The following is a 23,468-nucleotide window of genomic DNA, read 5'->3' on the forward strand; positions in this document are numbered from 1 at the left end:
TCGACGTGGGATTGCTGCCCTCACCCTAACCCTCTCCCGGGGGGAGAGGGGACTGACCGTGTTGTTCTTTCGAGTTACGCCGACCTGAAACACCGAGCCGAACTCAGGCTTTGAAAAGCCCCCTATCTGCTCCCTTTCCCCCATAGGGAGAGGGGACTGACCGCGGTGTTCTTTCGAGTTACGCCGACGTGCTGTACCGAGCCGAACACAGGCCTTGAAAAGCCCCCGATCTGCTCCCTTTCCCCCTCTCCCCTCTGGGGAGAGGGCTGGGGTGAGGGGTGGCTTTTGATCTTGATGACCATTCAACTGCCGGAACCAACATCATGCCCACCCTCACCACCTACCAAACCAAAATCATCCCCGACTGGGTCGACTACAACGGCCACCTGCGCGACGCCTTCTACCTGCTGATCTTCAGCTACGCCACCGACGCCCTGATGGATCGCCTCGGCATGGACAGCAACAATCGCGAAGCCAGCGGTAACTCGCTGTTCACCCTCGAACTGCACCTCAACTACCTTCACGAAGTGAAGCTCGACGCCGAGGTTGAAGTGCGCACGCAGATCATCGGCCACGACCAGAAACGCCTGCACCTCTATCACAGCCTGCACCTGGCCGGCGGTGACAAGGAACTGGCCGGCAACGAACAGATGCTGCTGCACGTCGACCTCGCCGGGCCGCGTTCCGCACCGTTTACCCCGGACACCCTGAGCCGCCTGCAAGCCATCGTCGCCGAGCAGGCCAATCTGCCCGCCCCTGCTTACATCAGCCGCGTCATCGCTCTGCCCCCAGCCCGGTAAATCCATCCATCGCAAGGAGCCGCCATGCAAACCGCCGCTGTTGCCGATTTCCGTACTTATCCGTTGATCAGCGCGCTGAACGGCGTGCAGAACCTGGTGGATCGGGTCCTGATCGAATGGGCCGACGGGCGCGTCAGCCCGTTTCACCACGTATGGCTGCGGGACAACTGCCCGTGTCCGCACTGTGTCTACAGCATCACCCGCGAGCAGGTGTTCGAGATCGTCGATGCGGCGCAGGATCTGTCGCCCTCCGCCGCGCATATCGACACCGATGGCTGCCTGCGCGTCGACTGGCAGGACGGTCACCTCAGCCGCTTCGATGCAGGCTGGCTTCGCGCCCACGCCTATGACGACGAGTCCCGCGCCGAACGCCTGGCCGCCAAACCGAAAGCCTTTCTGTGGCGCAGCGACTTGCAGCTGCCGGTGTTCGACTATGCAGCGCTGATGAACGATAACGCCGCGCTGCTGCAATGGTTGCTGGCCGTGCGCGACATCGGCCTGACCCAGGTGCGCGGCGTGCCCACCGAACCCGGTTCGCTGAAGCTGATCGCCCAGCGCATTTCGTTTATCCGCGAGAGCAATTTCGGCGTGCTGTTCAACGTGCAATCCAAGGCCGACGCCGACAGCAATGCCTACACCGCATTCAACCTGCCATTGCACACGGATCTGCCGACCCGCGAGCTGCAACCGGGGCTGCAGTTTCTGCATTGTCTGGTGAACGACGCCGAGGGTGGCGAAAGCATTTTCGTCGACGGCTTTGCGATTGCCGAAGCGTTGCGTCAGGAGGATCCCGCGTCGTTCAAGGCGCTTTGCGAGATCCCGGTGGAGTTTCGCAACAAGGACCGCCACAGCGACTATCGCTGCCTCGCCCCGATCATCGCCCTGGATGCCTTGAGCCGGGTTGCAGAAATCCGCATGGCCAACTTCCTGCGCGGCGCGTTCGACACGTCCGTGGAGCAAATGCCCCTGCTGTATCGCGCGTATCGACGCTTCATCGCCATGACCCGCGAGCCACGCTTCCGGCTGATGCAGCGGCTCAATCCGGGCGAGTTGTGGTGCTTCGACAACCGTCGCACCCTGCACGCGCGCAATGCGTTCGACCCGACCACCGGGGCCCGGCACTTCCAGGGCTGCTACATCGATCGGGATGAGTTGCTGTCGCGGATTCTAGTGTTGCAGCGCTAGACCGCGTCATCGTTATTCGCAAACAAAAAAAGCCCCGATACAAGCCGTGACAGGATCGGGGCGAGGGTACTGTTGAGGAGCTGCCATACCGAGGGTGACCAAACCTTCGTGAAGCGAGCTGAGGCCAGTGTGCCCACTCCCCTTCACCGCGAGTTAGCCGAAAACGACCTGTTCATAGTCGTCGCGGCCACTGCGACAAATCGCCCTTGCCGTGCCTGTGCGGGCCTACCAGAATCGAGTCACGACCTCCGTTGCCGAAGAAGGATTCGCGTCATGATGTATGCCGATTTGATCGATCAGGAAGACCTGTTGGGCCAACTCAAGTCGTTGGGATTCGAAGTACCGTCGGGTTCGTCTGCGCAGCAGGCCTGCGAGTGCGCGGTGCGGGGTCTGGACGATGTGCGGGCCAATACGCTGCGCACCATGGTCAAGCAGATGTACACCAGCAGCGCGAGCATTCAGCCGACCGTGCGCGAGGCCATCGACAAGCAGTTGCTGCCGGCTCTGGCGCAGTACCAGCAGACCCGCGCCTGATATCTGACCGAAGAAAAAGATCGCAGCCTGCGACAGTGCCTTTCCTGAAGGCGCTGTCGCAAGCTGCGATTTTTCGTTTTAGAGACGCACGCTGGCGAAAGTCGACTCGTTGCGCGCCTGGCTCAGCGCCGACATCGGCCCGGACAGCGGCGACATCACGATGGCCTGCGGCAGCGGCAGCATCGCCACTTGCTGGGTGGTGTTGGAACCGACGCGCTCGTCACGCGGCGGAATGCCGAAGTATTCGCGGTAGCACTTGGAGAAGTGCGGCGTCGACACGAACCCGCAGACCGACGCCACTTCGATGATCGACATCGGCGTCTGTTTGAGCAGTTGCCGGGCACGGATCAGGCGCAGCTTGAGGTAGTAGCGCGACGGCGAGCAGTGCAGGTATTTCTGGAACAGGCGCTCGAGCTGGCGACGGGACACGGCGACGTACACCGCCAGTTCGTCGAGGTCGATCGGTTCTTCCAGGTTGGCTTCCATCAGCGCAACGATTTCCTGCAACTTCGGCTGGTTGGTGCCGAGCATGTGCTTGAGCGGCACGCGCTGGTGATCCTGTTCGTTGCGGATACGCTCGTAGACGAACATCTCGGAGATAGCGGCGGACAGTTCACGGCCGTGATCGCGGCTGATCAGGTGCAGCATCATGTCCAGCGGCGCGGTGCCGCCGGAGCTGGTGAAACGGTTGCGGTCGAGGGTGAACAGACGGGTGCTCATCGCGACGCGGGGGAAAGCTTCCTGCATCGCCGCCAGACATTCCCAGTGCACGCTGCAATCGAAGCCGTCGAGCAGACCGGCGCACGCCAGGGCCCAGCTGCCGGTGCACACGGCACCGAGGCGACGGGACTGGCGCGCCTGGCTTTGCAGCCACGAAACGTGTTCACGGGTAACGGTGCGTTGAATGCCGATCCCGCCGCACACGATGATGGTGTCGAGGGCCGGGGCTTTGTGCATGGAGGCGTCGGGAGTGATCTGCAGACCGTCACTGGCCCAGACCTGGCCTCCGTCGACGGTGAGGGTGGTCCAGCGATACAGCTCGCGACCGGACAACTGGTTGGCCATGCGCAGTGGTTCGACTGCGGAAGCCAGGGAAATCAGCGTGAAATTGTCCAGCAGCAGAAAGCCGATGGATTGAGGCGCACGGTTCTGGGGTTGAGCCCCGGAGTTGAACGACGTCATCGCGGTATCTCCTCACACAAAGCGGGTGATGGCCTCAGGCGGAGGCTCTTGTTATTGCCATCGTTCTCTTGCGTGAGACGGGCTTTGTTATGACAGAGCAATTGCCATGCCTAAATTTGAATGGCCGTTCAATAACTCCTGAAAACGACGTCGCGACGCGTCTATACAAGCCGTCCGACGAAAGGTAGTTCGAAGTGCCATCAGCGGCGGTGAAAGCCCTGCCCCGAAGCGCGTGAGCAAATCGGTAGCACTTGTGGGAACAGGGCTGGGCGCGATTGTCGGACAGTGTCACCGCAGGCACGGGTGACAGACGGTCGCCAGCATCAATCACGCGATGGAGGTGGGAAAGACTCTTATCTGATTGCGACGCGCCAAAAGGTGGCGCGTTTTGATTCCGGTGTGCACTTAACGCGCAGTTTTGACTGGTCTGGCCCCAATCGCTGGCAAGCCAGCTCCCACAGTTTGTTTGGTGTTGCTGCTATTTTGGTAACACCTCAAACCCTGTGGGAGCTGGCTTGCCAGCGATTGGGTCGACTCGGTATCAGCACTCCACCGCGCTGACCGCCAACCCGCCCCGCGAAGTCTCTTTATATTTGTCATGCATGTCGGCACCGGTATCGCGCATGGTGCGGATCACCCGGTCCAGCGAAATGAAGTGCTGACCGTCGCCGCGCAAGGCCATCTGCGCCGCGTTGATCGCTTTCACCGCTGCAATCGCATTGCGCTCGATACACGGCACCTGGACCAGACCGCCCACCGGGTCGCACGTCAGGCCGAGGTTGTGCTCCAGGCCGATTTCCGCCGCGTTGCACAATTGCTCCGGGCTTGCGCCGAGGATTTCCGCCAGCCCCGCCGCCGCCATTGCGCAGGCCGAACCGACCTCACCCTGACAGCCGACTTCGGCGCCGGAGATCGAAGCGTTCTTCTTGCACAAAATCCCTACTGCCGCCGCCCCAAGGAAATAGTCGACCACGTTGGCGTCAGTCACCGCTTCGCTGAATTTCATGAAGTAGTGCAGCACCGCCGGAATGATCCCGGCCGCACCGTTGGTCGGCGCCGTGACCATGCGCCCGCCGGCCGCGTTCTCTTCGTTCACCGCCAGGGCGAACAGGTTGACCCACTCCATGGCGCTGAGGGTCGAGCCGATCACGTTGGGCTTGTTCAATTCCTGAAGACTGCGGTGCAGTTTCGCCGCGCGCCGACGCACATTGAGCCCGCCAGGCAGGATGCCTTCGTGCTTGAGCCCCTGCTCGACGCAATCCTGCATCGCCCGCCAGAGCTTCATCAGCCCGGCGCGGATTTCCTCTTCGCTGCGCCAGACTTTCTCGTTGGCCATCATCAATTCGGCGACGCGCAGGTTGTTCTGCTTGCACAACTCCAACAGTTCGACGGCGCTGGAGAAGTCATACGGCAATTCGGTGCGATCCAGATCCACCACACCGCTGGACGCCTGGGCCTCATCGACCACGAAACCGCCGCCGACCGAATAGTAGGTGTCGCGATGAATCTCGCCGTGATCGCCTTCGGCAACCAGGGTCATGGCGTTGGGGTGGAACGGCAGGTTCTCGTCGATCAGACGCATGTCGCGGGCCCATATAAAAGGCACCGACAAACGACCGTCCAGTAAAAGGGTGTGGGTTTCGCGCAGGGCCTGGATCCGCGGGCCGATCTGCGACGGGTCGATCGCGTCCGGCCACTCGCCCATCAGGCCCATGATCACGGCGTTGTCGCTGCCGTGACCGACACCGGTGGCCGACAGCGAACCGAACAGCTGCACCTCGACTCGACGCACTTGCTCCAGCAGGTGTTTGTCGCGCAGAGACTCGACGAACAGCGCCGCGGCGCGCATCGGCCCGACGGTGTGGGAACTGGACGGGCCGATGCCGATTTTGAACAGGTCGAAAACGCTGATAGCCATTGATGCAGAGCTCCTGAGAGTGCCGTCCGGGGCGTGAAGCGCCCGCTGGCGGAGCTGCTACGCTCAAGCTGCGATCCGCCGGAATGCCCGCATCATCAGGCTTTTCCCGGGTCGCTCGGCGTCTGACACCGACGCACTCATGCCCACTAACGCCGTGCCGGTTTTCGCCCGTGTTTTCGCCGTTTTTATGCGGTTCAGATGGCCAAACAGGGCTGAAAAAAGCTGTAAACGACGTCACCGACACTGGATGCGACCATCCCTGTACTGGATACGACGCACCCTGTAGGCGTCAGATTTTCACTGGTACATGATCGTATCGACTCGATTGCAAGGCGCCGTGGTAGAGCTGTCTCCAGAACGCCATCCAACCGCAACCTATAAGTGCGGTGGTCCAGTCGGAACACTGCCAAAAAAAACACCAAGGAGTCCATCCATGAAAGGTTCCCCGTCGTTGTTGTTGGCCGCCATGCTGAGTCTGCCGTTACTGGCTCAAGCCGCAGAACCGGCGCAGTGCAGTACCGTTAACTTCTCCGATGTCGGCTGGACCGACATCACCGCAACAACCGCGACCACCAGCGTGGTGCTCGACGCCCTCGGCTACAAGACCAAGACCACCATGATCTCCGTGCCCGTGACCTACAAGTCCCTGGCCGACGGCAAGAACATGGACGTGTTCCTCGGCAACTGGATGCCGACCATGGAAAACGACATCAAGGCCTACCGTGACGCCGGCACCGTGGAAGTCGTACGCACCAACCTCAAGGGCGCCAAATACACCCTCGCCGTACCGCAGGCGCTGTACGACAAGGGTCTGCATGACTTCGCCGACATCGCCAAATTCAAGAAAGAGCTCGACGACAAGATCTACGGCATCGAGCCTGGCAACGACGGCAACCGCCTGATCCAGAGCATGATCGACAAGGATGCCTTCGGCCTGAAAGCCGCCGGTTTCAAAGTCGTCGAGTCGTCCGAAGCGGGCATGCTCTCGCAGGTCGACCGTGCGCAGAAACGCGACACCGCCGTGGTCTTCCTCGGCTGGGCGCCGCACCCGATGAACAAGCGCTTCAAGATTCAATACCTGACCGGCGGCGACGACTTCTTCGGCCCGGATTTCGGCGCGGCCACCGTCGCGACCAACACCCGCAAGGGCTACGTCGAAGAATGCAGCAACGTCGGTCAGTTGCTGAAGAATCTGGAGTTCACCGTCGACATGGAAAGCACCCTGATGGGCAACATCCTCGACGACAAGATGAAGCCTGACGCGGCCGCCAAGGCCTGGCTGAAAAAGAATCCACAGGTGCTCGATACCTGGCTCGCTGGCGTGACCACCATTGACGGTAAACCTGGCCTGGAGGCCGTGAAAGCCAAGTTGAATCAGTAATCGCTTATGCCGGGCGGGCCAGTCCCGCCCGGGCTGTTATTTCCTTGCATGCGGACGTTCACTACCATGCTGATTGATCAGAAAATCCCTTTAGGCCAGTACATCGCGGGCTTCGTTGAATGGTTGACGCAACACGGCGCCAGCACCTTCGACGCAATCGCCGTGACCCTGGAAACGATGATCCACGGCGTGACGTTTGCGCTGACCTGGTTCAACCCGCTGGTGTTGATCGGCCTCATCGCTCTGCTCGCGCATTTCATTCAACGCAAATGGGGCCTCACCGCCTTCGTGATCGCCTCCTTTCTGCTGATCCTCAACCTGGGGTACTGGCAGGAAACCATGGAAACCCTAGCCCAGGTCATGTTCGCGACCCTGGTCTGCGTGGTCATCGGCGTGCCGCTGGGCATCGTCGCCGCGCACAAACCGATGTTCTACACTTTGATGAGGCCGGTGCTCGATCTGATGCAGACCGTACCGACCTTCGTTTACCTCATTCCTACCCTGACCCTCTTCGGGTTGGGCGTGGTTCCGGGCCTGATCTCCACAGTGGTGTTCGCCATCGCTGCGCCGATCCGCCTGACCTACCTGGGCATCCGCGATGTCCCGGAAGAACTGATGGACGCCGGCAAGGCCTTCGGCTGCTCGCGTCGCCAACTGCTTTCACGGATCGAACTGCCCCACGCCATGCCAAGCATCGCGGCCGGCATCACCCAGTGCATCATGCTGTCGTTGTCGATGGTGGTGATCGCGGCACTGGTGGGCGCCGACGGACTCGGCAAACCGGTGGTCAACGCACTGAACACTGCTGATATCGCCCTGGGCTTCGAAGCGGGCCTGGCGATCGTACTGCTGGCGATCATGCTCGACCGTATCTGCAAACAACCCGACGCAAAAGTAGGGGGTGACGCATGAGCATAATTCGCTTCGAAAACGTTGACGTTATCTTCGCCAAGGATCCACGCGAGGCGCTCAAGCTGCTGGATCAGGGCATGACCCGTAACGAAATCCTGAAAAAGACCGGGCAGATTGTCGGCGTTGAAAAAGCCAGCCTGGACATCGAGAAAGGCGAAATCTGTGTACTGATGGGCTTGTCCGGCTCCGGCAAATCCAGCCTGTTGCGCTGCATCAACGGCCTCAACACCGTGAGCCGCGGCAAGCTGTTCGTCGAGCACGAAGGCAAGCAGATCGACATCGCCTCCTGCACCCCGGCCGAACTGAAAATGATGCGTACCAAGCGCATCGCGATGGTGTTCCAGAAGTTCGCCCTGATGCCTTGGCTGACGGTGCGCGAGAACATCAGCTTCGGTCTGGAAATGCAGGGTCGTCCCGAGAAAGAACGCCGCAAACTGGTCGATGACAAGCTTGAGCTGGTGGGCCTGACCCAGTGGCGCAACAAGAAACCCAACGAGCTGTCCGGCGGCATGCAGCAGCGTGTAGGCCTGGCCCGCGCGCTGGCAATGGACGCCGACATTCTGCTGATGGACGAACCGTTCTCGGCCCTCGACCCACTGATCCGTCAGGGTCTGCAGGATGAATTGCTGGAACTGCAACGCAAGCTGAGCAAGACCATCGTGTTCGTGAGCCACGACCTCGACGAGGCGCTGAAACTGGGTAGCCGCATCGCGATCATGAAAGACGGCCGGATCATCCAGTACAGCGTGCCGGAAGAAATCGTGCTCAATCCTGCGGACGATTACGTGCGCACCTTCGTTGCCCACACCAATCCGCTGAACGTGCTCTGCGGTCGCAGCCTGATGCGCACCCTGGACAACTGCAAACGCATCAACGGTTCGGTGTGCCTCGATCCGGGCGGCGATTCGTGGCTGGACCTGGCCGAAGGCAACACCATCAAGGGTGCACGCAAGAACGGTTCGGTACTCGACCTACAGAACTGGGTGCCGGGGCAAGCGGTCGAAGGCCTCGATCGTCGTCCGACGCTGGTGGACTCGAACATCGGCATGCGTGACGCACTGCAGATTCGTTACCAGACCGGCAACAAACTGGTGCTGCACGACAACAACCATGTGGTGGGGATTCTTGGGGACAGCGAGCTGTATCACGCGCTGCTCGGGAAGAACCTGGGGTAAGGCGGGATGAAAAAAAGGGATCGCGGTGAGCGATCCCTTTTTTATTGGGTCAGGGAAAAGAGCCCCTCATCGGAGCGCCGCCCGCCTAGCCCTCCCGAAACGTCGGACCGCCCAGAGGGAGAGGGGACCTACCGAGTTGTCTTTCGCTATACATCGACCTGAAAGTCAGAGTCGATTATGGATTCAACAACGTTCTTTCAGGTCGGCGGATTTCTGCAGCATCCCCAATCAGTCCCCTCTCCCTAAGGGAGAGGGCTAGGGTGAGGGGGAGCTTTTGATCTTAGCTGTACACCCGGCCAAGGAGCTGCCGATGGCTTTCAAACTGATCGAGCACATCGCGAGTGATCTGATCCTGCGTGAAGCCCATCAGGTCGTAATCCTGGCTGCCGTTGTGCAGGTACACCTCGGCGCGGTAGTAACGCTGGCGCGCTTCATCGGACTGGGCCGATTCGGTCGGGGTCGCCAGATAGCCGTCCAGGCTCACTTCGTAGACGAAAGGGTTGCCCTCTTCCATCTCGACTCGCACGCCCATGCAACGCTTGGATTTACCCAGCAGCGTTTGCACTTCCAGACCCTGTGCACGCATTTGCGCAGTCGCATCTTCCAGCGCCGGGCTGACCTGCTTGTCCATGAAGCGTTGCACCACCGATTGGCTCGGTTGCAGGTCCAGTTGAGTCAGGCGCTCGCTGAAACCACGACGACCGCGCTCAGCCAGTTGCGCTTGCTCCTGTTCGATCTGCACGTCCTGGCGCATGGCCTTGTGCAAGCCGAACATGAAGAATACCAGTACCACCGAGAACGGCAGACCGGCCAGCACCACCATGGTCTGCATGGCTTCGAAGTTACCGGCGAACAGCAGGCCGATGGTCACCAGCGTAATCACGGCCGACCAGAAGATCCGCAGCCAGTGCGGCGCGTCTTCGTCGACGGTGCCGCCCTTGCAGGAAAGGTTGGCCATCATTACCGCGCCAGAGTCGGCCGGGGTCAGGAACAGCACGAAGCCAACAAAGATCGACACACCGATGACGACTTTCGACGCCGGGTAATGCTCAAGCAACTGGTAGATCGCCATCGACGGCTGTTCCAGCGCCGTCTTGCCGAGTTCTACCGCCCCATGGTTCATCACCAGGTCCAGTGCCGAGTTACCGAAGATCGACAGCCACGCCAGGGTGAAACCCAGCGGAATCAGCAGCACGCCGGCCACCAGTTCACGCACGGTACGACCACGGGAAATCCGCGCGATGAACATGCCTACGAATGGGGCCCAGGAAATCCACCATGCCCAGTAGAACAGAGTCCACAGGCCCAGCCAGCGGTCGGACTTGGCACTGTCGCCTTCATAGACGTACAGGTCGAAAGTCTTCAGCACCACGCCGTTGAGGTAGTCGCCGATGTTCTGCACGAAGCCGTTGAGCAGGTGCAGGGTCGGGCCGAACAGCAGCACGAAAATCAGCAGGCCGCTGAACAGAATGATGTTGAGGTTGGACAGACGACGGATGCCGTTTTCCACGCCGGACACGGCAGCGATGGTCGCCACGGTGCTCATCACGATAATCACGATCAGCAGGTTGGTGTTGCTGTGCTCCATGCCGAACAGGTTTTCCAGGCCCGAAGACACTTGCAGCGAGCCGATCCCCAGGTTGGTCACCAGACCCAGCAGGGTCACGAACATGCCGAAGCCGTCTACCGCATGACCGGCAGCGCCCTTGACCCAACGCTCGCCCACCAGCGGGTACAGCGCCGAACGCAGTGCCAGCGGCTGGTTATGACGGTAAGCGAAATAGGCAACGGCCAGACCGACCAGTGCGTAGATCGCCCAGCCGTGCAGGCCCCAGTGCAGGAAAGTCAGCTGCACAGCCTGACGCGCCGCCATGTTGGTGGCGGACGCACCTTCCGGTGGGTTGAAGTAGTGATCCAGCGGCTCGGAGGCGCCGAAGTACAGCAGCGAAATACCGATACCCGACGAGAACAGCATCCCCGCCCAGGCGCCGTAGCTGAAATCCGGGGTGTCGTCCTTGCTACCCAGTTTGAGTTTGCCGTAGGAAGAAAACGCCAGGCCCACCACAAACACCAGGTAAGCGGCGATCACCACCATGTAGTACCAGCCGAAGCTGCGGGACAACCAGGCCTGAGCCACTCCCAGCATTCTGCCGGCCTCTTGCGGGGCGATGATCAGAATGGCGGTCAACAACAGAATCAACGCGGTAGAGGTGTAGAACACCCAACCGTTGACCGTCACCTTCTCGGGCGGGGTCTTTATAAGCGAGGCAGAACTCATGGCACAAATGCTCCAGGCAGTGCGAGAGAAGAACACAAGGCAACACGGAACCCGACCAATCGGTTAGTTGGCAGCCGACCGGCGGGTGATATAAAGACACCCCGAAAAAAGCCCGAACCTGCAGAGATGGCACCGCGAATCGCCGTCGTGGCCGAGGTCTGGACGTTCATCCGAAACCTGGCCGCAAGCGTCTTGCCCATTCAACACGTCCATCGAACGTCGAACCGCGCCTTGCCCCGCGCAGGTTTCGAGCATTTTCGGATGTCGGTTTATCGCCACTTACACGTAGGAAAAAGCTGTAGGCAGCGACGATTTGTCGCAGATCTTATTCTTTGTTGATTGAACGTTCAATCAAAACAAAATAGACTGGCCCTCAATCCGATAGGCGTTTATCGCCCGTTGGAAGGCCTAAGGAGATGTGCAAGATGCCCAAGGTCGGTATGCAACCCATCCGCCGCCAACAACTGATCGAAGCCACTTTGCAGGCCGTCGATCAGGTCGGAATGGGGGACGCCAGCATTGCGCTGATCGCCCGTTTGGCCGGTGTCTCGAATGGCATCATCAGTCACTATTTTCAGGACAAGAACGGCCTGATTGCCGCCACGATGCGGTATCTGATGAGCGTCCTCAGCGAGAACGTCACCGCGCGCCGTCAGGCGCTGGCAGACAGCAGCCCCCGGGCGCATCTGCAGGTGATCATCGAAGGCAACTTCGACGCCAGCCAGGTCAATGGCCCGGCAATGAAAACCTGGCTGGCCTTCTGGGCCACCAGCATGCACCAGCCGTCTTTGCACAGGTTGCAGCGGATCAACGATCACCGTCTGTATTCCAACCTGTGCTGCGAGTTCCGCCGTGTGTTGCCGCTCGAAGATGCGCGCACCGCCGCCCGTGGACTGGCAGCTCTGATTGACGGTTTGTGGTTGCGCGGCGCGCTGTCGGGAGACGCTTTCGACACCGCGCAGGCGCAACAGATCGCTTACGAATACATGGATTTCCAATTGGCCAAGCAGGTGAGCTAGAGCACAGAGAAAACGCTCGGCCCCTGAACGCCACCGCAGCCTGATCGCGGTGGCCAACGCCAACCACTTATGCACTTGCGAGGACACTATGGCCCGTTTCGAACTGCAAAAACTCTACATCGATGGCGCGTACTCCGACGCCGGCAGCGATGCCACCTTCGAAGCCATCAACCCGGCTAACGGTGAAGTCCTCGCACAAGTGCAACGTGCGACCAAGGAAGACGTCGAGCGCGCAGTCGTCAGCGCCGAAAAGGGCCAGAAAATCTGGGCCGCGATGACCGCCATGGAGCGTTCGCGCATCCTGCGTCGCGCCGTCGACATCCTGCGCGAGCGCAACGATGAACTGGCTGCTCTGGAAACCCTGGACACCGGTAAAGCGTTCTCCGAAACCAAATACGTCGACATCGTTACCGGCGCCGACGTGCTGGAATACTACGCAGGCCTGGTACCCGCCATCGAAGGCGAGCAGATCCCGCTGCGTGACACCGCATTCGTCTACACCCGTCGCGAGCCGCTGGGCGTGGTTGCCGGTATCGGCGCGTGGAACTACCCGATCCAGATCGCCCTGTGGAAATCCGCACCAGCCCTGGCGGCCGGTAACGCGATGATCTTCAAGCCAAGCGAAGTCACCTCTCTGACCACTCTGAAACTGGCCGAGATCTACACCGCAGCCGGCGTTCCGGACGGCGTGTTCAACGTCCTGACCGGCAGCGGCCGTGAAGTCGGCACCTGGCTGACCGAACACCCGCGCATCGAGAAGATCTCCTTCACCGGCGGCACCGACACCGGCAAGAAGGTCATGGCCAGCGCTTCGGCGTCGTCGCTGAAAGACGTGACCATGGAACTGGGCGGCAAGTCCCCGCTGATCATCTGCGACGACGCCGACCTGGATCGCGCCGCCGACACCGCCATGATGGCCAACTTCTACAGCTCCGGTCAGGTCTGCACCAACGGCACTCGCGTATTCGTGCCGGCGCACCTGAAAGCCGCTTTCGAAGCCAAGATCGTCGAGCGCGTTGCCCGCATCCGCGTTGGCAACCCGGAAGACGAAAACACCAACTTCGGCCCGCTGGTCAGCTTCGCGCACATGGAAAACGTGCTGGGCTACATCGCCAAGGGTAAAGAAGAAGGCGCTCGCGTCCTGTGCGGCGGCGACCGTCTGACCGACGGCGAATTCGCCAAAGGCGCGTTCGTGGCACCGACCGTGTTCACCGACTGCACCGACGACATGACCATCGTCCGTGAAGAAATCTTCGGCCCGGTGATGGCGATCCTGACCTACGAAACCGAAGAAGAAGTGATCCGCCGCGCCAACGACACCGACTTCGGCCTGGCCGCCGGTATCGTCACCCGCGACCTGAACCGCGCCCACCGCGTGATTCATCAACTGGAAGCCGGTATCTGCTGGATCAACGCCTGGGGCGAGTCCGACGCAAAAATGCCGGTTGGCGGTTACAAGCAGTCGGGCGTTGGTCGTGAGAACGGCATCAGCTCGCTGAACAACTTCACTCGCATCAAATCGGTACAGGTTGAGCTGGGCGATTACGTCTCGGTGTTCTAAGACCCGAGCGCTCTATCGCCTGCGAGGCCGCCTTCGCTGGCAAGCCAGCTCCCACAGGTTGGATGTCGTCCACCCAATCTGTGGCAGCCCCGATCCCTGTGGGAGCGGGCTTGCCCGCGAATCGAGTGCAAAGCACTCGCCAGGCCTGACCTGACCAACTTTCAAAGAGGGTGCATTCAATGTCCCAAGAATTCGATTACATCATCGTGGGTGCCGGCTCTGCCGGTAACACCCTGGCGACCCGTCTGACTGAAGACGAAGGCGTCACCGTCCTGCTGCTCGAAGCAGGCGGCCCGGACTACCGCATGGACTTCCGCACGCAGATGCCGGCCGCACTGGCATTCCCGCTGCAAGGCCGTCGCTATAACTGGGCGTACGAAACCGACGCCGAACCACACATGGACGGTCGCCGGATGGAATGCGGTCGCGGCAAGGGCCTCGGCGGCTCCTCGCTGATCAACGGCATGTGCTACATCCGCGGCAACGCGATGGACTACGACGGCTGGGCGAAACTGCCAGGCCTGGAAGACTGGACCTACCTCGACTGCCTGCCGTACTTCCGCAAAGCGGAAACCCGCGACATCGGCCCGAACGACTACCACGGTGGCGAAGGCCCGGTCAGCGTGACCACGCCGAAGGCTGGCAACAACCCGTTGTTCCACGCCATGGTTGAAGCTGGCGTACAGGCCGGTTACCCGCGCACCGAAGACTTGAACGGCTACCAGCAGGAAGGCTTCGGCCCGATGGACCGCACCGTGACGCCGAAAGGCCGCCGTGCTTCCACCGCCCGTGGTTATCTGGACGTGGCCAAGAAGCGTTCGACCCTGACCATCGTCACTCACGCCCTGACTGACAAGGTTCTGTTCGACGGCAAGCGTGCCGTTGGCGTGCGTTACCTGGTCGGCGCTGCCGAAGAGCGCGTTGAAGCCCGCGCCCGCAAAGAAGTCATCGTCTGCTCCGGCGCGATCGCTTCGCCGCAACTGCTGCAACGCTCCGGCGTAGGCCCGGCGAAACTGCTGGAAAGCCTCGACATCCCGGTCGTTCACGATCTGCCGGGCGTCGGCGAAAACCTGCAGGATCACCTCGAACTGTACCTGCAATTCGCCTGCACCCAACCGGTTTCGCTGTACCCGTCGCTGCTCTGGTACAACCAGCCAGCCATCGGTGCCGAGTGGCTGTTCAACGGCACCGGCATCGGCGCCAGCAACCAGTTCGAAGCCGGCGGTTTCATCCGGACTCGCGAAGAGTTCGAATGGCCGAACATCCAATACCACTTCCTGCCGGTGGCGATTAACTACAACGGCAGCAACGGTGTTAAAGAACACGGCTTCCAGGCGCACATGGGTTCCATGCGTTCGCCGAGCCGTGGTCGCATCCAGGTCAAGTCGAAAGACCCGCGCCAGCACCCGAGCATCCTGTTCAACTACATGGCGACCGAGCAAGACTGGCAGGAATTCCGCGACGGCATCCGCCTGACCCGTGAAATCATGCAACAGCCTGCACTGGACGCTTTCCGTGGCCGTGAAATCAGCCCGGGCATCGACGTGCAAACCGATGAGCAGCTGGACAAGTTCATCCGCGAGCACGCCGAAACCGCGTTCCACCCGTCCTGCTCGTGCAAGATGGGCACCGACGACATGGCCGTAGTCGATGGCGAAGGCCGCGTGCATGGCATGCAAGGTCTGCGTGTGGTCGATGCCTCGATCATGCCGATCATCACCACCGGCAACCTGAACGCCCCGACGATCATGATGGCCGAGAAAATCGCCGACAAGATCCGTGGCCGTCAGCCACTGCCGCGCAGCAAGGCGTCGTACTACGTCGCTGGCGATGCGCCGGTGAAAGGCAAGGCGCTGCGTGATGTGAGTGCTGTTGCTCAGTAATTCAGCTACACCGCATCAAGGCTAATCGCTGGCAAGCCAGCTCCCACAGGGTTTTGCGTCGTTCACAAACATTGTGTTCAACAGAAAACCTGTGGGAGCCTGGCTTGCCAGCGATGAGGCCCTATCATTCAGTACAAATCCCCCGCTACACAGTAAATCCCCCTACACCCCCTCTTCACTTGATCCTACCCCCACGCAGGCCTACTCTAGTCCTCGCGCAATCGTTTCACCCCTCCCCGCCGAATCCGCTTCGCCGCTTCTCCCATGACAAGGAGGTTCCCTGATGTTCGATTTCCACCCCCAGCTCAAGCAGCGCTTCGCTGCCTTGCGCACGGGCGCCGAGTTTTTTTCCTTGCGGTATGTACGTGAGTCCGGCCAGTACCTGTCGGTGCGCAAGAACGTCGCCGAACCGCCGAGCCTGAGCCGCGACGAAGGCGCGATGCTCACCGTTCGCGTCAACGGCGTCGAAGCCTACGCCGCAACCAATGACCTGTCGCAACAAGGCCTGCAAGCCGCCCTCGAGCGTGCCGAGCAGCAGGCCCGCCGGATCAAGCCCCACGCCCTGCTCGACCTTAGCCAGCAGCCGGTGTCCAGCGACCGTGCCGACTACTTTTCACCCAATCTCGAACAACCCTTCCCGTCCCTGAGCGAATGCTTCGAGCTGCTCGGCGCGGAATCCGCCTCGGTGCCAAAGGATGAGCGCCTGGTGAATTGGGAAGTGAGCATCGGCATCACCCACGTCGAACAGATCTACCTGAGCAGCGCCGGGGCCGAATTGCGCCAGGCCCAGCGCTTCGTTTATCCAGGCCTGGACGTCACGGCCTACGACGGCAACGACAGCCAGACCCGCAGCCTCGGCCGCGAAAACTTCGGCCAGCAGGGCGGTGCCGACGTGATCAGTCGCTGCGGCTTGATCGGTGCCGGCCCGCAAGTCGCCGATCAGGCGCTGCAACTGCTGCTCGCGCCGAACACCCCGCAAGGCCCCCGCGACCTGCTGCTGATGCCTGACCAGATGATGTTGCAGATCCACGAATCCATCGGCCACCCGCTGGAACTCGACCGGATCCTCGGCGACGAGCGCAATTACGCCGGCACCAGTTTTGTCAAAGCCTCGGATTTCGGCAGCCTGCAATACGGCTCGAAACTGCTCAACGTGACGTTCGATCCGGGCATCCCGGAAGAACTCGCCAGCTACGGCCATGACGACGACGGCACAGCCGCCAGCAAGCAATTCCTGATTCGCGAAGGTCTGCTGGTGCGGCCGCTGGGTGGAGCACTGTCGCAATTCCGCGCGGGTATGGACGGCGTCGCCAACAGTCGCGCCTGCGGCTGGAACCGCCCGCCGATCGACCGCATGGCCAACCTCAACATCGAGCCGGGTGACCAATCGCTGCAGCAACTGATCGGCAGCATCGAAAACGGCATCCTGATGAGCACCAACCGTTCGTGGTCGATCGACGATGCACGCAACAAATTCCAGTTCGGCTGCGAATGGGGTCAGTTGATTGAAAACGGCGAACTCAAAGGCGTGGTAAAAAACCCGAACTACCGGGGCATTTCCGCGCACTTCTGGAAGAGCCTGCGCGCCGTCGGCAACGCCGGCACCACCCAGGTGCTGGGCACGCCGAACTGCGGCAAGGGCGAACCGAACCAGGTGATCCGCGTCGGCCACGCTTCGCCGGCCTGCGTGTTCAGCAATGTTGATGTGTTTGGGGGAGACGCCTGATGAGTATTTCCAAGAACCCGTCCGAGGCGTTCAAGGTGCTGGTCAACTGGCTGCGCGATGCCGTGCGCGAGCCGGAACAGTTCACCCTGAGTTACGACGCCGAATCGTCGGCCTTCGTGCGCTTCAACCACGCCAAGGTGCGTCAGGCCGGGCAAGTGCAGCAAGCCGGTATCGGTCTGAAACTGATCGACGACGGCCGCCATGCCGACCTGCACATCACCCTGTCCGGCGAGCAGGCCACCGACCTGCAACGCCTCGCCGAAGGCTTGCAACAATTGCGCGAAACCCTGCCGCTGCTGCCACAGGATCCTTACCTGCTGCTCAACCACAACGGCTGGCAGAGCAAGAACGTGCAGGAACATCCGCTGCCGGACACCGAGCAGGTGGTGGCAGAAATCGCCGAGGCTGCGGCCGGCCTGGATCTGGTCGGCTTCTACGCCGCCGGCCCAATCAGCCGTGGCTTCGCCAGCTCTTCCGGCGCGTTCGGCTGGCATCAGGCCAACAGCTTCAACTTCGACTTCAGCCTGTTCCACGAGAACGGCGAAGCAGTGAAGGCCAGCTACGCCGGACATGACTGGAACAGCGAAGACTTCGCCAAACGCATCCAGCAGGCCCGCGAGCAACTCGAGTTTCTCGGTCGCCCCCTGCGCACCTTGCCGCCCGGCCAATACCGCGCCTATCTGGCGCCGGCGGCGCTGGAAGAAATCATGGGCATGCTGTGCTGGGGCGGTTTCTCGGCGCAGTCGATTGCCAGCAAGAGCAGCCCGTTGCAGAAACTGTATGCCGGCGATCAGGCGCTCAGTCCCTTGGTGTCCCTCGACGAGAAAGTCAGCGACTCGCTGAGCCCGGCGTTCTCCGGCGAAGGTTATCCGCGCAGTGATCTGCGGTTGATCATTGAGGGCAAGGCCGGCGAGCAACTGGTCGGTTCACGCAGTGCTGCCGAATACGGTCTGACAGCCAACGGTGCCGGCGGTGGCGAATCGCCAAGCGCACTGAACATGGGTGCGGGTGATCTGCCGCAGGCCGAAATCCTCAAGCAGTTGGGCACCGGGTTGTATATCAGCAACCTGTGGTACTTGAACTTCTCCGATCAACCGGCGGCGCGCCTGACCGGCATGACCCGGTTTGCCACGTTCTGGGTCGAGAATGGCGAGATTCAGGCGCCGGTCAGCACCATGCGTTTCGACGACAGTGCCTACAGTCTGCTGGGTTCGCAGCTGGAAGCGTTGACCGCCGAGCGTGAGTTGCTGCTGTCGGCGAGTACCTACAGCCAGCGCAATACGTCGTCGGCGTTGCTGCCGGGGGCGCTGGTGAGTCGATTGACCTTGACCTTGTAACACCGCGACACCGCAAAACCTGTGGGAGCTGGCTTGCCAGCGATAGGGCCCTTGAATTCAATACAAGTATTGCCTGAGAGTCCGCCATCGCTGGCAAGTCGAATCATCGCACCGCAGCCCCCACAGGGTCCGGTTACCTGCCACTAACAGAGGTTCCATGCCCAACCGCCCGCCTCTCGACGCCATCACCGCCCGCTGGTTGCCGTGGGTCGTCGCCATCGCTTTCTTCATGCAGTCCCTCGACGGGACCATCCTCAACACTGCCCTGCCAGCCATGGCCCGGGATCTGGCCGAAGACCCGTTGCGCATGCAGGGCGTGATCATCGCCTACATGCTCACCGTGGCGTTGCTGATTCCGGCCTCGGGCTGGATCGCCGACCGCTTCGGGACCAAGAAAATCTTCTTCGGCGCGATCTTGCTGTTCAGCATTGGCTCGCTGCTCTGCGCCTTGTCGAGCAGCCTGAGCATGCTGATCGGTGCCCGGGTGATTCAGGGCCTCGGCGGCGCACTGATGCTGCCGGTCGGACGGCTGGTGGTGCTGCGCGCTTATCCGCGTTCGGAACTGGTACGGATCATGGGTTTCATCACCATTCCCGGCCTGCTCGGCCCGCTGATCGGCCCGACCATGGGCGGCTGGATGGTGGAATACCTGACGTGGCACTGGATCTTCCTGATCAACCTGCCGGTCGGCGTCATCGGTTGCTACGCGGTGTGGAAGTTCATCCCCGACCTGCGCGGCACCGAGCGTACGCGTTTCGATAGCCTGGGCTTCCTGCTGTTCGGCGCAGCGATGGTGCTGATCACCATCGCCATGGAAGGCCTCGGCGAACTGCACCTGCCGCACTTGCGGGTGATGCTGTTGCTGTTCGGCGGTATGGCGTGTCTGGCGGCGTACTGGTTGCGCGCCGGGCACATTGAAAACCCGCTGTTCGCGCCGTCGCTGTTCAAGACCCGCACCTTCGCGGTCGGCATTCTCGGCAACCTGTTTGCCCGATTGGGCAGCGGCGCTCTGCCGTTTCTGGTGCCGTTGCTGCTGCAAGTCGCGCTGGGTTATTCGCCGTCCCAGGCCGGGATGAGCATGTTGCCGCTGGCCGCTGCGGCGATGGTCGCCAAGTGGGGCGCGCGGCCGCTGATCGAACGCCTCGGCTATCGCATCGTGCTGACCGGCAACACGCTGTTTCTGGGGATCATGCTGGCAAGCATGGGCCTGGTCAGCGAGCAGACGCCGTACTGGCTGCTGCTGTGCCTGCTGGCGATTCTCGGAGCGATCAACTCGCTGCAATTTACTGCGATGAACACCGTGACCCTGATCGACCTCGACGACGCCAGCGCCAGCAGCGGCAACAGCCTGCTGTCAGTGGTGGCGCAATTGTCACTGAGCCTCGGTGTGGCGTGCGCGGGTGCGCTGCTCGGCGGCTTCACGGCGGAGATCGGCAACGACGGCGTTGAGACCGTGTTGGGCGCATTTCAACTCACATTCGTGACCGTTGGGATCATGGCGATGCTGGCGGCGACGATCTTTTCGCAACTCTCCAAGGAAGACGGACGGCGTGTCAGGCGTCCGGAAGAGCACATCGAGTCTTAGGGCTATTGGCCATCGGGCTGGTACACTGCGCGACATTTTGTTTTGCAGGCCAGTCCCGTGACCACCATCGCCACCGCTTTTAATACTTTGCCGCTGTCCGCCGCCATGCTGGCTAACCTCGACTCCCTCGGTTATGCCCAGATGACGCCGATCCAGGCGCAGAGCTTGCCGGTGATCCTCAAGGGGATGGACCTGATCGCCCAGGCCAAGACCGGCAGCGGCAAGACCGCCGCGTTCGGCATCGGCCTGCTGAACCCGATCAATCCGCGCTACTTCGGCTGCCAGGCGCTGGTCATTTGCCCGACCCGTGAGCTGGCCGACCAGGTCGCCAAGGAAATCCGTCGTCTGGCCCGTGCCGAAGACAACATCAAGGTCCTGACCCTGTGCGGCGGCGTGTCGTTCGGCCCGCAGATCGGTTCGCTGGAGCACGGCGCGCACATCATCGTCGGCACTCCGGGTCGTATCCAGCAGCACTTGCGCAAGGGTTCGTTGGTCCTCGACGGCCTCAACACACTGATCCTCGACGAAGCCGACCGCATGCTCGACATGGGTTTCTACGACGCCATCGAAGACATCATCGAGCAGACCCCGGCCCGTCGTCAGACCCTGCTGTTCTCGGCCACTTACCCGGTGGGCATCAAGCAACTGGCGTCGAAGTTCATGCGCGATCCGCAAACGGTGAAAGCCGAAGCGTTCCACGACGACACCCAGATCGAACAACGCTTCTACGAGATTTCCCCTGAAGAGCGCATGAGCGCGGTGACCAAAGTCCTGCACCACTTCCGCCCAGCCTCTACCGTGGCGTTCTGCTTCACCAAACAGCAAGTGCAGGAAACCGTCGATCACCTGACCTCCAAGGGCATTTCCGCCGTCGGCCTGCACGGCGATCTGGAACAACGCGACCGCGATCAGGTATTGGCGATGTTCGCCAACCGCAGCACTTCGGTACTGGTTGCCACTGACGTTGCCGCCCGTGGTCTGGACATCGATGCACTGGACATGGTGATCAACGTCGAACTGGCCCGCGACTCGGAAATCCACATTCACCGCGTCGGCCGTACCGGTCGTGCCGGCGAGAAAGGTATCGCGGTCAGCCTGGTGGCGCCGTCCGAAGCGCACCGCGCGCAAGCCATCGAACAACTGCAGAAAACCCCGCTGAACTGGGATCAGGTGGATAACCTGAAATCCCAGGGCGGTGCCCCGCTGCAACCGCCGATGAGCACGCTGTGCATCGGTGGCGGCCGCAAAGACAAGGTGCGTCCGGGCGACATTCTCGGCGCACTGACCGGCGATGCCGGCATCCCTGGCGCTCAGGTTGGCAAGATCGCGATCTTCGACTTCCAGTCCTATGTGGCGGTTGAGCGCACCGTGGTCATGCAGGCGCTGCAGCGTTTGAACAACGGCAAGATCAAGGGTCGTTCGCTGCGCGTTCGCGTTTTGTAAACGATCTACCATCCAAAGTAGATCCTTGTGGGAGCGGCGGTGCGACGGTTCGACTTGCCCGCGATGACGGACTGACAAACAACATCCATGTTGAATGTTCTGGCCTCATCGCGGGCAAGCCCGCTCCCACATTGGTCTTCGGTGAATTTTGAATACTTTGTGAGGACACCGTTTTGCGCTCTACCGAAGTCGTGATCATTGGCGCTGGCGCCGCAGGGTTGATGTGTGCACTGACCGCCGCCGGGCGTGGCCGTCAGGTGATGCTGCTCGACCACGCGAACAAGGCCGGCAAGAAAATCCTGATGTCCGGTGGTGGGCGCTGCAACTTCACCAACATGTACACCGAGCCGAGCAATTTCCTTTCGCAGAATTCGCATTTCTGCAAATCCGCGCTGGCCCGCTACACCCAGTGGGACTTCATCGGCATGGTCGCCAAACACGGCGTGCCGTATCACGAAAAAAAACTCGGTCAGTTGTTCTGCGATAACAAATCCAGCGACATCCTCGGCATGCTGCTGGACGAGTGCGATCAGGTCGGCGTCAACCTGCACCTCGATACCTCGATCCAGACCATCGAGAAGGTCGAGGGCGGTTACCTGCTCGACACTACTCTCGGGCAGATCCAGTGCCAGTCGCTGGTGATTGCCACTGGCGGTCTGTCGATCCCGACGTTGGGTGCCACCGGTTTCGGTTATCAGGTCGCCAAGCAATTTGGTCACGACCTGCTGCCGACCCGCGCCGGGCTGGTGCCATTCACCATCACCGATCAGCTCAAGGATCTGTGCACCGAACTGTCCGGCACCTCGGTGGATTGCCTGGTCAGCTGCAATGACCAGAGCTTTCGCGAGAACATACTGTTCACTCACCGCGGCCTCAGCGGCCCGGCGATTCTGCAGATTTCTTCGTTCTGGGAATCCGGTGACACGGTCGAAATCAACCTGCTGCCCGATCACGACGCCGCGAGCTGGCTGCAACAGCAAACCGCCGAACGTCCGAACAGCGAACTGAAAACCCTGCTCGGCGAAATCTTCACCAAGAAGATGGCCAACCTGCTGGCGGACAACTGGTTCGTCTCCAAACCGATGAAGCAGTACACCCACGCCGAACTGGCGGAGATCGCCGAGAAGCTCGGCAGCTGGAAAGTCGTCCCGGCCGGCACCGAAGGCTACCGCACCGCCGAAGTCACCCTCGGTGGCGTCGACACCCGCGAAGTGTCGTCCAAGACCATGGAATCGCTGAAAAGCCCGGGCCTCTATTTTGTTGGCGAAGTGCTGGATGTCACCGGGCATCTGGGCGGATTCAACTTCCAGTGGGCCTGGGCGTCTGGCTACGCTGCCGCGCAGTACGTCTGACCCAGGCTTCTTGGATTTGAAATGCAATCCCTGTGGGAGCTGCGGTGCGACGATTCGACTTGCCAGCGATGGCGGCCTGACAGTCAGCAATGATGTTGGGTGTACTGGCCTCATCGCTGGCAAGCCAGCTCCCACAGGTTTGTGTGCAAGATTCAAAATTTGAAGTCGGCGCAAGAACCCAAAGGAACACTTTTTGC

17 protein-coding genes are annotated in these 23,468 nt (G+C 61.2%); 14 read left to right on the top strand and 3 right to left on the bottom strand.

Annotation, left to right across the window (positions count from 1 at the left end; genetic code table 11):
* Positions 1-323: 323 nt before the first annotated feature.
* The 3 genes from JJN09_RS20805 to JJN09_RS20815 all read left to right on the top strand — a co-directional run bounded on the left by JJN09_RS20805 (position 324) and on the right by JJN09_RS20815 (position 2,519).
* A complete protein-coding gene (locus JJN09_RS20805) occupies positions 324-800 on the top strand; it encodes a thioesterase family protein (protein ID WP_249483434.1) in 477 nt (158 codons plus the stop codon).
* Between the two features lie 24 nt (positions 801-824).
* On the top strand, positions 825-1,985 hold the full coding sequence (locus JJN09_RS20810; protein ID WP_249483436.1) for a gamma-butyrobetaine dioxygenase: 1,161 nt from the start codon (positions 825-827) through the stop codon (positions 1,983-1,985).
* A 273-nt stretch (positions 1,986-2,258) separates the two neighbouring features.
* Entirely contained in the window at positions 2,259-2,519 is a 261-nt protein-coding gene (locus JJN09_RS20815) for a hypothetical protein (RefSeq protein WP_096817966.1), read from the top strand.
* Between the two features lie 78 nt (positions 2,520-2,597).
* Here JJN09_RS20815 and JJN09_RS20820 read toward each other — a convergent pair whose 3' ends face one another.
* Together JJN09_RS20820 and JJN09_RS20825 are read right to left on the bottom strand one after the other, a co-directional pair.
* A complete protein-coding gene (locus JJN09_RS20820; protein ID WP_065260190.1) occupies positions 2,598-3,701 on the bottom strand; it encodes a GlxA family transcriptional regulator in 1,104 nt (367 codons plus the stop codon).
* A 541-nt stretch (positions 3,702-4,242) separates the two neighbouring features.
* Entirely contained in the window at positions 4,243-5,619 is a 1,377-nt protein-coding gene (locus JJN09_RS20825) for an L-serine ammonia-lyase (RefSeq protein WP_249483438.1), read from the bottom strand.
* Positions 5,620-6,052: 433 nt separating this feature from the next.
* Here JJN09_RS20825 and JJN09_RS20830 point away from each other — a divergent pair, with 433 nt between their 5' ends.
* The 3 genes from JJN09_RS20830 (at position 6,053) to choV (ending at position 9,087) form a co-directional block, all read left to right on the top strand.
* The gene (locus JJN09_RS20830) at positions 6,053-7,000 is read left to right on the top strand and encodes a choline ABC transporter substrate-binding protein (protein ID WP_249483439.1); all 948 of its coding nucleotides are present in this window, start codon (positions 6,053-6,055) and stop codon (positions 6,998-7,000) included.
* A 66-nt stretch (positions 7,001-7,066) separates the two neighbouring features.
* Positions 7,067-7,912, top strand: a complete 846-nt coding sequence (choW, locus tag JJN09_RS20835) for a choline ABC transporter permease subunit (RefSeq protein WP_085709139.1) — start codon at positions 7,067-7,069, stop codon at positions 7,910-7,912.
* The gene (choV, locus tag JJN09_RS20840) at positions 7,909-9,087 is read left to right on the top strand and encodes a choline ABC transporter ATP-binding protein (protein ID WP_249483441.1); all 1,179 of its coding nucleotides are present in this window, start codon (positions 7,909-7,911) and stop codon (positions 9,085-9,087) included. The genes choW and choV overlap by 4 nt, the downstream gene beginning before the upstream one ends.
* 280 nt (positions 9,088-9,367) lie before the next feature.
* On the opposite strand, the gene betT is transcribed toward choV, so the two are convergent.
* A complete protein-coding gene (gene betT / locus JJN09_RS20845; RefSeq protein ID WP_302851916.1) occupies positions 9,368-11,365 on the bottom strand; it encodes a choline BCCT transporter BetT in 1,998 nt (665 codons plus the stop codon).
* A gap of 425 nt (positions 11,366-11,790) precedes the next feature.
* Between betT and betI the strand changes: the two genes are divergently transcribed.
* The 8 genes from betI (at position 11,791) to JJN09_RS20885 (ending at position 23,271) form a co-directional block, all read left to right on the top strand.
* Positions 11,791-12,384: a transcriptional regulator BetI gene (betI, locus tag JJN09_RS20850; protein WP_011336305.1), complete on the top strand. Its 594-nt coding sequence runs from the start codon at positions 11,791-11,793 to the stop codon at positions 12,382-12,384.
* An 88-nt stretch (positions 12,385-12,472) separates the two neighbouring features.
* Entirely contained in the window at positions 12,473-13,945 is a 1,473-nt protein-coding gene (gene betB / locus JJN09_RS20855; RefSeq protein ID WP_249483443.1) for a betaine-aldehyde dehydrogenase, read from the top strand.
* A gap of 179 nt (positions 13,946-14,124) precedes the next feature.
* Positions 14,125-15,828: a choline dehydrogenase gene (gene betA, locus JJN09_RS20860; protein ID WP_249483445.1), complete on the top strand. Its 1,704-nt coding sequence runs from the start codon at positions 14,125-14,127 to the stop codon at positions 15,826-15,828.
* 283 nt (positions 15,829-16,111) lie between these two features.
* Complete coding sequence (locus tag JJN09_RS20865) at positions 16,112-17,554, top strand: TldD/PmbA family protein (protein ID WP_249483447.1); 1,443 nt, start codon at positions 16,112-16,114, stop codon at positions 17,552-17,554.
* Positions 17,554-18,891, top strand: coding sequence for a TldD/PmbA family protein (locus JJN09_RS20870; protein WP_249483448.1), 1,338 nt, complete (start codon positions 17,554-17,556; stop codon positions 18,889-18,891). The genes JJN09_RS20865 and JJN09_RS20870 overlap by 1 nt, the downstream gene beginning before the upstream one ends.
* A gap of 157 nt (positions 18,892-19,048) precedes the next feature.
* Positions 19,049-20,476 carry a multidrug transporter subunit MdtD gene (mdtD, locus tag JJN09_RS20875; RefSeq protein WP_249483450.1) on the top strand — a complete coding sequence of 476 codons (1,428 nt, stop codon included), beginning with the start codon at positions 19,049-19,051 and terminating at the stop codon, positions 20,474-20,476.
* Between the two features lie 57 nt (positions 20,477-20,533).
* Positions 20,534-21,919 (top strand): ATP-dependent RNA helicase DbpA, encoded by a 1,386-nt coding sequence (gene dbpA, locus JJN09_RS20880; RefSeq protein WP_249483451.1) that lies wholly within the window; start codon positions 20,534-20,536, stop codon positions 21,917-21,919.
* A gap of 173 nt (positions 21,920-22,092) precedes the next feature.
* Positions 22,093-23,271, top strand: coding sequence for an NAD(P)/FAD-dependent oxidoreductase (locus JJN09_RS20885; RefSeq protein ID WP_249483452.1), 1,179 nt, complete (start codon positions 22,093-22,095; stop codon positions 23,269-23,271).
* Positions 23,272-23,468 lie beyond the last annotated feature (197 nt).

Source organism: Pseudomonas sp. HS6 (assembly GCF_023375815.1).
Taxonomy (GTDB): Bacteria; Pseudomonadota; Gammaproteobacteria; order Pseudomonadales; family Pseudomonadaceae; genus Aquipseudomonas.

Coding starts and splice junctions, on each gene's coding strand:
- choV (WP_249483441.1), top strand. CDS start 7,909: ATGAGCATAATTCGCTTCGAAAACGTTGACGTTATCTTCGCCAAGGAT.
- betB (WP_249483443.1), top strand. CDS start 12,473: ATGGCCCGTTTCGAACTGCAAAAACTCTACATCGATGGCGCGTACTCC.
- JJN09_RS20810 (WP_249483436.1), top strand. CDS start 825: ATGCAAACCGCCGCTGTTGCCGATTTCCGTACTTATCCGTTGATCAGC.
- betA (WP_249483445.1), top strand. CDS start 14,125: ATGTCCCAAGAATTCGATTACATCATCGTGGGTGCCGGCTCTGCCGGT.
- choW (WP_085709139.1), top strand. CDS start 7,067: ATGCTGATTGATCAGAAAATCCCTTTAGGCCAGTACATCGCGGGCTTC.
- betI (WP_011336305.1), top strand. CDS start 11,791: ATGCCCAAGGTCGGTATGCAACCCATCCGCCGCCAACAACTGATCGAA.
- JJN09_RS20830 (WP_249483439.1), top strand. CDS start 6,053: ATGAAAGGTTCCCCGTCGTTGTTGTTGGCCGCCATGCTGAGTCTGCCG.
- JJN09_RS20865 (WP_249483447.1), top strand. CDS start 16,112: ATGTTCGATTTCCACCCCCAGCTCAAGCAGCGCTTCGCTGCCTTGCGC.
- JJN09_RS20870 (WP_249483448.1), top strand. CDS start 17,554: ATGAGTATTTCCAAGAACCCGTCCGAGGCGTTCAAGGTGCTGGTCAAC.
- JJN09_RS20815 (WP_096817966.1), top strand. CDS start 2,259: ATGATGTATGCCGATTTGATCGATCAGGAAGACCTGTTGGGCCAACTC.
- mdtD (WP_249483450.1), top strand. CDS start 19,049: ATGCCCAACCGCCCGCCTCTCGACGCCATCACCGCCCGCTGGTTGCCG.
- JJN09_RS20805 (WP_249483434.1), top strand. CDS start 324: ATGCCCACCCTCACCACCTACCAAACCAAAATCATCCCCGACTGGGTC.
- JJN09_RS20820 (WP_065260190.1), bottom strand. CDS start 3,701: ATGACGTCGTTCAACTCCGGGGCTCAACCCCAGAACCGTGCGCCTCAA.
- betT (WP_302851916.1), bottom strand. CDS start 11,365: ATGAGTTCTGCCTCGCTTATAAAGACCCCGCCCGAGAAGGTGACGGTC.
- JJN09_RS20825 (WP_249483438.1), bottom strand. CDS start 5,619: ATGGCTATCAGCGTTTTCGACCTGTTCAAAATCGGCATCGGCCCGTCC.